The following is a 1,255-nucleotide window of genomic DNA, read 5'->3' as shown; positions in this document are numbered from 1 at the left end:
AGCCAACCAGCCCTACCCATGGCAAGATAACTGGCACACCAGAGGTACGTCCAACCCGGTCCTCTCGTACTAGGGTCAGCCTTCTTCAAGTTTCCACGCGCGCGGCGGATAGAGACCGAACTGTCTCACGACGTTCTAAACCCAGCTCGCGTGCCGCTTTAATGGGCGAACAGCCCAACCCTTGGGACCTACTCCAGCCCCAGGATGCGACGAGCCGACATCGAGGTGCCAAACCATCCCGTCGATATGGACTCTTGGGGAAGATCAGCCTGTTATCCCCGGGGTACCTTTTATCCGTTGAGCGACACCACAACCACAAGTAGATGCCGGATCACTAGTCCCGACTTTCGTCCCTGCTCGAGCCGTCACTCTCACAGTCAAGCTCCCTTATACACTTACACTCAACACCTGATTACCAACCAAGCTGAGGGAACCTTTGGGCGCCTCCGTTACCATTTAGGAGGCAACCGCCCCAGTTAAACTACCCACCAGGCACTGTCCCCAACCCAGATCATGGGCCAAGGTTAAGATGCTCAATCCGACCAGAGTGGTATTTCACCAACGACTCCACACACACTAGCGTGCATACTTCACAGTCTCCCACCTATCCTACACAAACCGAACCAAACAACAATACCAAGCTATAGTAAAGGTCCCGGGGTCTTTTCGTCCTGCCGCGCGTAACGAGCATCTTTACTCGTACTGCAATTTCACCGGGCCTGTGGTTGAGACAGCAGGGAAGTCGTTACGCCATTCGTGCAGGTCGGAACTTACCCGACAAGGAATTTCGCTACCTTAGGATGGTTATAGTTACCACCGCCGTTTACTGGGGCTTAAATTCTCCGCTTCGACCACCAAAATGATCTAACAGGTCCTCTTAACCTTCCAGCACCGGGCAGGCGTCAGTCCGTATACATCAACTTCACGTCTTCGCACGGACCTGTGTTTTTAATAAACAGTCGCTTCCCTCTATCCTCTGCGCCCCCACACAGCACAACACCGCAAAGATGCCACACCACACGGGGGTCCCCTTCTCCCGAAGTTACGGGGACAATTTGCCGAATTCCTTAACCACAGTTCACCCGAACGCCTTAGTATACTCTACCAAACCACCAGTGTCGGTTTAGGGTACGGGCCGCATGCACACTCGCTAGAGGCTTTTCTCGACAGTACAGGATCACCAGCATCACCCACACGGGCTACGCATCACGCCTCACACAACAACAACACGGATTTACCTATGCCGCGTGCCACA

Annotated in this window: 1 rRNA gene; it reads right to left on the bottom strand. The window is 53.9% G+C overall.

Features of this window, described 5'->3' with window-relative positions:
* A 23S ribosomal RNA gene (locus H7347_RS10520) occupies positions 1 to 1,255 on the bottom strand; the annotation flags it as partial.

The sequence above is a fragment of the Corynebacterium sp. zg-331 genome (assembly GCF_014267345.1).
Classification (GTDB): domain Bacteria; phylum Actinomycetota; class Actinomycetes; order Mycobacteriales; family Mycobacteriaceae; genus Corynebacterium.
Note: the sequence above shows the minus strand (reverse complement) of the source record. Positions and strands in the feature narration are given on the sequence as shown.